1 rRNA gene is annotated in these 1,508 nt (G+C 56.8%); it reads right to left on the bottom strand.

The annotated features are described in order from the left end of the window. Positions 1-1,508, bottom strand: a 23S ribosomal RNA gene (locus tag ACFWM3_RS24955); the annotation flags it as partial.

Genomic DNA, 1,508 nt, shown 5'->3' with positions numbered 1-1,508 from the left:
TTAGTAAACAGTCGCTTCTCGCTGGTCTCTGCGGCCACCCCCAGCTCATGGAGTAAATCCAATCACCGGTGATGGCCCCCCTTCTCCCGAAGTTACGGGGGCATTTTGCCGAGTTCCTTAACCATAGTTCACCCGAACGCCTCGGTATTCTCTACCTGACCACCTGAGTCGGTTTAGGGTACGGGCCGCCATGAAACTCGCTAGAGGCTTTTCTCGACAGCATAGGATCATCCACTTCACCACAATCGGCTCGGCATCAGGTCTCAGCCTCAATGTGTGACGGATTTGCCTATCACACGGCCTACACCCTTACCCCGGGACAACCACCGCCCGGGCTGGACTACCTTCCTGCGTCACCCCATCGCTCACCTACTACCACCTTGGGTCGTCGGCTCCACCACTTTCCTTTCCCCGAAGGGTCCGGAACGGCTTCACGGCCTTAGCATTAGAGGATTCGATATTGGGCGTTTCAAAGCGGGTACCGGAATATCAACCGGTTGTCCATCGACTACGCCTGTCGGCCTCGCCTTAGGTCCCGACTTACCCTGGGCAGATCAGCTTGACCCAGGAACCCTTAGTCAATCGGCGCACACGTTTCTCACGTGTGTATCGCTACTCATGCCTGCATTCTCACTCGTGAACCGTCCACAACTCGCTTCCGCGGCTGCTTCACCCGGCACACGACGCTCCCCTACCCATCCGTACTCCCGTTGGGGATACATGTATGAATGACACGACTTCGGCGGTACGCTTGAGCCCCGCTACATTGTCGGCGCGGAATCACTTGACCAGTGAGCTATTACGCACTCTTTCAAGGGTGGCTGCTTCTAAGCCAACCTCCTGGTTGTCTCTGCGACTCCACATCCTTTCCCACTTAGCGTACGCTTAGGGGCCTTAGTCGATGCTCTGGGCTGTTTCCCTCTCGACCATGGAGCTTATCCCCCACAGTCTCACTGCCGCGCTCTCACTTACCGGCATTCGGAGTTTGGCTAAGGTCAGTAACCCGGTAGGGCCCATCGCCTATCCAGTGCTCTACCTCCGGCAAGAAACACACGACGCTGCACCTAAATGCATTTCGGGGAGAACCAGCTATCACGGAGTTTGATTGGCCTTTCACCCCTAACCACAGGTCATCCCCCAGGTTTTCAACCCTGGTGGGTTCGGTCCTCCACGAAGTCTTACCTCCGCTTCAACCTGCCCATGGCTAGATCACTCCGCTTCGGGTCTTGAGCGTGCTACTGAAACGCCCTATTCGGACTCGCTTTCGCTACGGCTTCCCCACACGGGTTAACCTCGCAACACACCGCAAACTCGCAGGCTCATTCTTCAAAAGGCACGCAGTCACGACCGCAGCTCCGAAGAACCACGGCGACGCTCCCACGGCTTGTAGGCACACGGTTTCAGGTACTATTTCACTCCGCTCCCGCGGTACTTTTCACCATTCCCTCACGGTACTATCCGCTATCGGTCACCAGGGAATATTTAGGCTTAGCGGGTGGTCCCGCCAG

Origin of the sequence: Gottfriedia sp. NPDC058432 (assembly GCF_042721555.1) — a bacterium.
GTDB lineage: Bacteria > Bacillota > Bacilli > Bacillales > Bacillaceae_G > Gottfriedia.
The sequence above is the reverse complement of the archived record's forward strand: the minus strand, read 5'-3'. Positions and strand labels throughout refer to the sequence as shown.